The sequence below is a fragment of the Alteromonas lipotrueiana genome (assembly GCF_019249245.1).
Taxonomy (GTDB): Bacteria; Pseudomonadota; Gammaproteobacteria; order Enterobacterales; family Alteromonadaceae; genus Alteromonas; species Alteromonas lipotrueiana.
Genome location: NZ_JAESDK010000030.1, coordinates 21,182 through 29,816, shown reverse-complemented (window position 1 = coordinate 29,816; position 8,635 = coordinate 21,182). Strand labels below are relative to the sequence as shown.

Annotated in this window: 5 protein-coding genes; 3 read left to right on the top strand and 2 right to left on the bottom strand. The window is 47.6% G+C overall.

Features of this window, described 5'->3' with window-relative positions:
* Positions 1 to 227: 227 nt before the first annotated feature.
* The 3 genes from arcB to JK130_RS16005 are packed head-to-tail and all read left to right on the top strand — an operon-like array spanning position 228 to position 4,749.
* A complete protein-coding gene (gene arcB, locus JK130_RS16015) occupies positions 228 to 2,588 on the top strand; it encodes an aerobic respiration two-component sensor histidine kinase ArcB (RefSeq protein WP_218355339.1) in 2,361 nt (786 codons plus the stop codon).
* 13 nt (positions 2,589 to 2,601) lie between these two features.
* Positions 2,602 to 3,153: a PH domain-containing protein gene (locus JK130_RS16805; RefSeq protein ID WP_343211012.1), complete on the top strand. Its 552-nt coding sequence runs from the start codon at positions 2,602 to 2,604 to the stop codon at positions 3,151 to 3,153.
* Between the two features lie 33 nt (positions 3,154 to 3,186).
* The gene (locus tag JK130_RS16005; protein WP_218355337.1) at positions 3,187 to 4,749 is read left to right on the top strand and encodes a PH domain-containing protein; all 1,563 of its coding nucleotides are present in this window, start codon (positions 3,187 to 3,189) and stop codon (positions 4,747 to 4,749) included.
* Between the two features lie 28 nt (positions 4,750 to 4,777).
* Here the strand turns inward: JK130_RS16005 and prpF are convergent, their stop codons facing one another.
* Entirely contained in the window at positions 4,778 to 5,953 is a 1,176-nt protein-coding gene (gene prpF, locus JK130_RS16000; protein ID WP_218355336.1) for a 2-methylaconitate cis-trans isomerase PrpF, read from the bottom strand.
* A 51-nt stretch (positions 5,954 to 6,004) separates the two neighbouring features.
* The gene (acnD, locus tag JK130_RS15995; RefSeq protein WP_218355335.1) at positions 6,005 to 8,605 is read right to left on the bottom strand and encodes a Fe/S-dependent 2-methylisocitrate dehydratase AcnD; all 2,601 of its coding nucleotides are present in this window, start codon (positions 8,603 to 8,605) and stop codon (positions 6,005 to 6,007) included.
* Positions 8,606 to 8,635: the final 30 nt, after the last annotated feature.

The window sequence follows — 8,635 nt, the reverse complement described above, 5'->3', positions numbered from 1 at the left end:
GCAGGGCAATTCGGTTATGAGTTATGGGTGTCTAACGTGTTTCCTATCGTATTTTCGAGTTGATAGCGTAAAGAAAAAAGTGGGTGTCCAATAGCCAGGGTGAAGCCAGTAGCTTTGAAAATTTGCTTAGCAATCACTAACTAATCCGCGTTCATCTTATTTGGTTTGTTTGCCCCGCGCTGAAGACCTGCTAGGATACTCTCAATTTTATAATTGAATTAAGTGTCATGCATCAGGATTCCCCCAATGATTCGTGGGCTATACGTATAGCTCAGTTCGTTAAGCGGTTTGGCACGCTTAAACTTAGTATTGTGTTTGTCACAGCCACGTTAGTGTTCACGTTAGTTGCTTCTTACTTAGTGCGTATCAGTTTGGGCAAAAGTATTCAGCCTGATGATTTTATTATCGCTATTATTATCACTTTGTTATCAGCACCCTGGGTTTTGTATTTTTTCAGCGAGTTGGTCAAGCAGTTGGAAAATTCACGAACCAACCTGAAAGAAGTGGTAAGCCAGCTTGAGCGGCTACGTGAAGAAGATGTATTTTTGAATCGGGAGCTGCAAAATAATGTACGCCAGCTTAACCATGAAATAGAGCAGCGCAAACGGGCACAAGAAGAACGAGAGGCGGTTTTTAAGGAACTTGAGCGCGAGATTGACGATAAGTCGTCTTCAGAAGAACAAGCCCGGCATTTATCCACCTTGTTGCGCTCTATTATTGATGCGTCGCCTGACCTTATCTATTATCGCAACGAAGAAGGGCGCTTTGCTGGCTGCAATCGCATTGCTGAATTGCTTACCGGTAAAACAGAACAAGAATTGGTCGGCCTTACCTTGCACGATGTATTTGAAAAAGATTTGGCCGTGCAAATAGTTGCCAGCGATCAAGAAGTACTTGAAACCAATGCCAGCATGACCGAAGAGCTGTGGTTACGGTTTGCGGATGGGCGTCGTCGTTACTTTGAGATGAAACGCGTTCCATTTTTCGATAAAGCCGGTAACCGATTAGGACTGTTAGCGTTTGGCCGTGATATGACCGAGCGCAAGCAAGCAGAAAGCGCAGCCGAAAAAGCCAGCACCGACAAAACCCGCTTTATTGCAACTATTAGTCATGAATTGCGCACCCCGTTAAATGGCATCGTAGGATTAAGCCGTATGTTGCGCGACACCGATTTGTCTGACGAACAATACGGTTGGGTGAGCACCATTTATGCAAGTGCCATTACGTTGGGTAATATTTTCAACGATATTATTGATCTGGATAAACTGGATCGCGACAAGCTTGAGCTGAGCCTTAAAACAGTCTCATTACGTGACTTTACCGAAGAGCTATCCAGCATTGTCAGATTGTTGGCAGCCGATAAAAATCTGGAATTAGATACAACGATTCATCAACCACTGCCTCAGCTGGTTGAGGTTGATGGCACCCGTTTGCGCCAGGTTTTGTGGAATATATTGTTTAATGCGGTCAAGTTTACGCAAAAAGGAGGAGTAAGCTTAACTGTTTCAGCCAGCGCCCCGGTGAAAGAGGCCTGCGTTGTCAGCTTTGTTATCGAAGACACCGGTGTAGGCATACCTGAATCCGATTTAGATAAGATTTTTGCTATGTATTATCAGGTAGACCACCCTGATCATCAGTCGGCTACCGGCACCGGTATAGGTCTGGCGATTTGTAAGCAAATGGTGGAACTTATGCATGGTGAAATTCGGGTTACCAGCGAGGTTAACAAAGGGACACGTTTTGAAATAGATCTGCCGGTACAAATTTCAACAAAACCCATGCAGGTTTCAAAGCTACTGGTTACCGATTTAAAAATCTTACTGGTTGAAGACATTGAGCTGAATGTGATGGTAGCCAAGGCGCTATTAGAAAAACTTGGCCAGCATGTTGATGTGGCGATGACCGGTCAGGAAGCGATTGATAAGGTGCGCGCCGAGCAATACGATTTGATTTTATTGGATATCCAGTTGCCCGATATGACCGGCTTTGATGTAGCCAATGTATTGATTGAAGAAGACCTGGTCATGCAAACACCAATGGTAGCGTTAACCGCCAATGTGATTAAAAAGCGCGAAGAATACCTTGAGAATGGCATGGACGATATTATCGCCAAACCCATCAAGAAAAGCCGTGTTATTGAAGTATTTAACTCGCTATTTGCAGAACCCGCGGCGCCGACTCAGCACGAAGTTGAACAGCGTAAGCCGAAGGCTGATGTCAGCAAGTCTTTGAACAACATCCTGGATATGGATCTGTTACAAATGCTGGTCGACACGATTGGTGAAGACATGGTACGCGCCAGCGTTAAAGTTTTTCAGGACAAAATGCCTGAATATATGGAGATTCTGCAGCTTAATCTAAGTGCTGATGAGAAACCTGAAGTTTGTTCTCAAGCTCATAAAATTAAAGGAGCAGCAGGCTCTGTAGGCTTGGCGAGAGTTCAGCGTATTGCTAATCAAATTCAACAGGGGGACCATCCGGCCTGGTGGCAAAACGTGCATGACTGGGTTGAAGAATTGCAAATGGCTGTGACTCACGACATGACCGCTTTACAAGAGTGGTTAAGCAGCCAACCCGTTGATGACTAACAAAGGCGCAATTGTGACTCCTATAGCAGATGATCCATCGTTTAGTAATGCCCCGGTAGCTACTGAGTCGCTACCGGACATATGGTCTTTAGAAACATCCCCGGTTTCGCCGCGTTATCGATGGCTTAATCTGGCCACAGTTGCTGGGGTGTTTGTACTGCTTCTCACTCTAATCAGTATATTTCGTTTTCAGCCGTGGATTGCCGTACCGGCCGATATGCAAGCTGCTTATCCGCGCATATGCCTGGGGCTATCGGTCATTGCGATTGTGTGGTTTGGCTATCATGTGTTTGCTGACTTGTGCGTGCGATACGCTCTTCGCGAACAAGATATTGTTTTACACAAGGGCCTTATTTTCAAAAGCATTAGCTGTCAGCCAATTTTGCGCGTTCAGCATATTGAGCTAAAACGTGGGCCACTGGAGCGTCTGGCCGGTTTGGCACGATTACAGGTTTACTCAGCCGGAGGGGCAGGTCATACATTCGAAATTCCTGGTTTACCGGTCACCCGGGCACAGCAACTCAGGCAGTTCATCCTTAACCACAAAGAGCTGGATGCGAAATAATCTGGCCCGCCTTTTTTAAGCAAGGACATTGCTATGCAAGAACCTGCGGTTGCGCTGGATACCGGTAAACACTGGCGCCGTTTGTCGCCGGTTGCTATGTTGTACTTTATTGCCAGCGGACTGAAAACGCTGGTGCAAAATGGTCTTTATGCTATTCCGGCACTGGCTATTGGCTCGCAAACGTCCAATATTACCGCAGCCAGTTGGTTTATACCTGCCTTGTGGGGTATTGCCGTGGTGATGCTGGGTTCTGCGGTGCTGAACTACTTCTTTTATCATTTCCGGGTGCGTGAAAATCATGTAGAAATTCGCAGCGGTATGTTTAGTCGTCGGCATATCAACCTGCCTTTCTGGCGTATTCAAAACGTCAAAGTTGAACGGCCGTTTTATTATCGCTTTACCCGTTTTGCCGTCGTGATTCTTGATACCGCCGGATCGGCAAAAGAAGAAGCGAATCTGGTAGCGGTAACCCATGAATATGCCCAAACCCTGCGCACCCAAATTTTAGCGTCGCGCAGCGAGTACCTTAACCAACAGCAAAACCCGGATGCAGAATCCCAAACCAACCCCGATACCTCATCTACTCATACCAATGAGCAAATCATCAATACTCGTTCAGTAAAAGATTTGGTTATTCATGGTATTACTAACAATCGGGTGTGGATATTACTGGGGGCACTGGCGCCCTTTTTTGATGAAATGGCCAGCGCAGTAAACGGGTATTTAAGTCAGTATGGCCTGCAATTAGAGCAATTAGCGGGCTCACAAGCCATAGCATGGTGGCAGTGGGGACTTTATCTGACCACGGTGACCCTGATTATTATGACAATAATGGGATTACTATCTATAGGCGGGGCGCTGTTAACCTATTATGGTTACACGCTGTCTAAAGACAAAGACCGTTATATTCGGCGTAGTGGGTTGTTAACACAGCAAGAAGTCAGTATGCGCGAAAGCCGTATTCAGTTGGTGTCTATCAAACAAGACTGGCTCGATAAACTGCTGAAACGAGCAAATGTTTTTTTTGAACAAAATAAAAGTGGACAACAACGCGATCAGGAATTGATGGCAGCCAACAAGCTGGTAGTCCCGTCGGTAACCACAGCCCAGGCTGATGAACTTGCCGGGCACGCGTTTAGTCACTGCACACCTTCGAATCAGCCGTATAAAAGGTTACCGCTTTTCTACATGTTGCATCATGCGCTGGTCAGACTGTTACCCTTGAGTATTTTGTTGATGGTACTGGCCTACACGTTGCAGCAGGTTTTGGGTGTGACCCTCGTAGTCATTGGATTTGTGCTGGCCGTGGTCAACCTGGCCTTACGTTACTGGCGCTGGGGTCATACCACCGACTCACAGTATTTGTATGTGCGCAGTGGTTGTATAGGCATTGATTACCGCACATGTCCGCTGCATAAGGTTCAGCAAGTTAAGTACCTGCAAAGTGTGATGATGCGACGTCGCAAAGTGGCAAGCGTTAAAGTGGTATTGGCCAGTGGCTCGTTAACGATCCCGTTTATGGCTGAAGCTGATGCAAAAACGTTAATAAATACGCTGTTGTTTGAAACCGAAAGCACCCGGCGCTCCTGGATGTAGCAGCTATCACGGGTGCTTTTAAACTGATTTATTCTACGGGCGGAACGCGCACGTGTCCTTCCATTAACACTCGTGAGCTACGGCTCATTATTGCTTTTTCGACCTGCCAGAAATCGCCATTAAAGCTTGCTTTGGCACCGACCTCCAGTGTGCCTGAAGGATGCCCGAAGGTAACCGACTCGCGCTCACTTCCACCCGCGGCGTCATTCACCAATGTACCTTTTATAGCCGCAGCAGTAGCAATAGCCACGGCCGCAGTACCCATCATAGCATGATGCAGTTTGCCCATTGATAGCGCGCGTACTAATACATCGGTGTGCTCTGCGGCAATTGGTTTCCCGCTCGATGCCGTGTAAGGGGCAGGCTCTGCTACAAAGGCTACCTTGGGGGTGTGCTGACGTTGGGCGGCTTCTCCAATGTCTTTAATTAAACCCATTTTGACTGCGCCATGAGCCCGGATAGACTCAAACATGGCTAATGCAGAGGTATCGCCATTGATATCATCCTGCAGTTCGGTACCGGTATAACCAAGGTCAGCAGCCCGTACAAATATAGTCGGTATGCCAGCATTAATCATCGTAACATCAAGCTTACCTATATCGGGCACCTCCAGAACATCTTGCTTGTTGCCCGTAGGAAACAACGGCTCGCTGGCATCGGCGGGATCCATAAACTCAATTTTTACTTCAGCGGCAGGAAAGGTGACCCCATCCAGCTCAAAATCGCCGGTCTCCTGCACAAGTCCGTCAGTTATAGGAATGTGCGCAACTATGGCTTTTTGAATATTTACCTGCCAGATACGTACTACCGCAATACCATTATCAGGAATGCGTGATGCATCGACCAAATTGTTGTTAATGGCAAAGGCGCCTACCGCGGCGGTAAGATTACCGCAGTTGCCGCTCCAGTCGATGTGTGGCTTATCGATAGCGACTTGTCCGAATAAGTAGTCAACATCGTAACCGGCACGTTCGCTGGCCGACAAAATGACGGTTTTGCTGGTGCTGGAAGTAGCGCCGCCCATACCATCGGTATGTTTTTGGTAGGGATCGGGGCTGCCAATGACCCGCAATAACAATGCATCACGATACGAGCCCGGCTTTTGTGCCGCTTCGGGCAAATCGTTAAGCGCAAAAAAAACACCTTTACTGGTGCCCCCACGCATGTAGGTTGCGGGTATTTTAAGTTGCGAAGGATGCGACATAAAGTTCTCCTGAATCAGGGCCACCTGGTGTTACAGATGGCCCGGTTTGCGTTAGTTTTGTTTCGCGTCTTCAGCTTGCAAAAAATCCTGTGCAAAACGTTGTAGTACACCACCAGCTTCGTAAATTGACAGCTCTTCAAAGGTGTCTAACCGGCAGGTTACCGGTACCTCAACAACCTGAGTGTCTTTGCGGTTAATACACAGCGTTAAGTCAGTACCGGGGTGCGGCGTCCCTTTTACATCATAGGTTTCACTGCCATCCAGCTTCAGTGTATGACGGGTAGTGCCGGGTTTTAATTCCAGCGGTAAAACACCCATACCGATTAAGTTGGTGCGGTGAATACGCTCAAAACCTTCTGCAACAATAACCTCTACACCGGCCAGGCGTACCCCTTTGGCGGCCCAGTCACGCGAAGAACCTTGACCGTAATTGTCACCGGCAACAATAATAAGCGGCTGTTTACGCTTCATATAGACTTCGATAGCGTCCCACATACGCATAACTTCGCCTTCTGGCTGCAGCCGGGTTAGCGAGCCCTGAACCACCTCGCCATTCTCCATAACCATTTCGTTGAAGATCTTTGGGTTGGCTAATGTGGCACGTTGCGCGGTTAAATGGTCTCCACGGTGGGTCGCATAAGAATTATAGTCTTCTTCAGGAACCCCCATGCTGGTCAAATACTCACCGGCAGCGCTGCTTGGTAAAATAGCATTAGATGGCGACAGATGATCGGTAGTGATGTTGTCTGGCAATATTGCTAACGGTCTCATCCCCGTCATGGTGCGCTCAGCGGCCAACGCGCCTTCCCAGTAAGGCGGGCGACGAATGTAGGTACTTTGTTCACGCCAGTTGTACAACGGATTTAAGTCTTTTCCGTATTCAACTTTTAAATCAAACATCGGCTCGTACACTTTTTTGAAATGCTCGGGCTTAACATACTGTTCAACCATGGCATCAATGTCTTCATCGGTTGGCCATAGGTCACTTAAGGTAACGGGGTTGCCATCTTTATCGGTGCCCAGCGCATCTTTTTCGATGTCAAAGCGGATGGTTCCGGCAATGGCGTAAGCCACTACCAATGCTGGTGAGGCTAAAAAGGATTGTTTAGCAAAAGGATGAATACGACCATCGAAGTTACGATTACCTGACAATACTGCCACCGAGTACAAGTCACGCTCTTCAAGCTCCTGTTGAATTACAGGATCTAACGCACCGCTCATACCGTTACAGGTGGTACAGGCGAACGCGACCACACCGAAGCCAAGCTGTTCCAGCTCGTTCATCAGATCAGCTTCTTCAAGATACAGTTTGACCGCTTTTGAACCAGGCGCTAGGGAGGTTTTAACCCAGGGCTTACGGGTTAAACCCAACGCGTTGGCTTTTTTAGCCAGCAAACCGGCGGCTATTACATTACGCGGATTACTGGTATTGGTACAGCTGGTAATGGCTGCAATAATAACTGCGCCATCTGGCATTTTTCCGGCCTCAGCGTGTACTTCGCCAAGTAAACCATGTTCTTTTAATTTTGATGTCGGTAAACGAGAATGAGGATTAGACGGGCCTGCCATATTGCGGCCAACACTGGATAAGTCAAACGTCAGAACACGCTCATAATGCGCGCTTTGCATTTCATCGGCCCATAAGCCGGTTTGTTTGGCGTAATTTTCTACCAGCGCTACCTGCTTGTCTTCACGGCCGGTGAGGGTCAAGTATTTGATGGTTTGTTCATCAATATAGAACATGGCCGCGGTGGCACCGTATTCAGGCGTCATATTGGAAATTGTCGCGCGGTCGCCCAGGGTAAGGTGCTTTGCCCCCTCCCCATAGAACTCCAGATACGCAGATACCACTTTTTCTTTACGTAAAAATTCAGTCAACGCCAGTACAATATCGGTGGCTGTGATATTAGGCTGCGGTTTGCCGGTAAGTTCAACCCCTACCACATCAGGCAGGCGCAACATAGAAGCGCGACCTAACATAACACTTTCGGCTTCAAGGCCACCCACGCCAATAGCAATAACACCCAGCGCATCTACATGAGGCGTATGGCTGTCGGTACCCACTAATGTATCTGGAAATGCCACCCCATTGGTTGAATGAACCACCGGTGACATACGCTCAAGGTTAATCTGATGCATAATGCCGTTACCCGGGCCAATAACATCAACATTTTTAAACGCGGTCTTGGTCCAGTCGATAAAATGAAAACGGTCATCATTACGACGGTCTTCTATTGCCCGGTTTTTCTCAAACGCATCTTTTTCAAAACCGGCGTGCTCTACGGCCAGCGAGTGATCAACAATCAGCTGAGTGGGAACGACGGGGTTTACTTTTGACGGATCGCCACCTTTTTGTGCGATGGCATCACGCAGGCCAGCCAAATCAACAAAGGCCGTCTGGCCTAATATATCGTGGCATACCACCCGTGAAGGATACCAGGGAAAGTCGTGGTCTTTTTTTCCATATATTATTTGTTCTAAAGACTGCTGCAAAATGTCCGGTGGACATTTACGCACCAGGTTTTCAGCATAGACTTTAAGGGTGTAAGGAAGTTTTTCATAGGTTCCCGGACTAATATTATTGACCGCTTCGCGGGTATCAAAATAATCCAGATTTGAATTGGGTAGGGGTTTGCGATAGTCAGTATTCATGCCTGCCTCGTGCAATAGAAAAAACCGGAC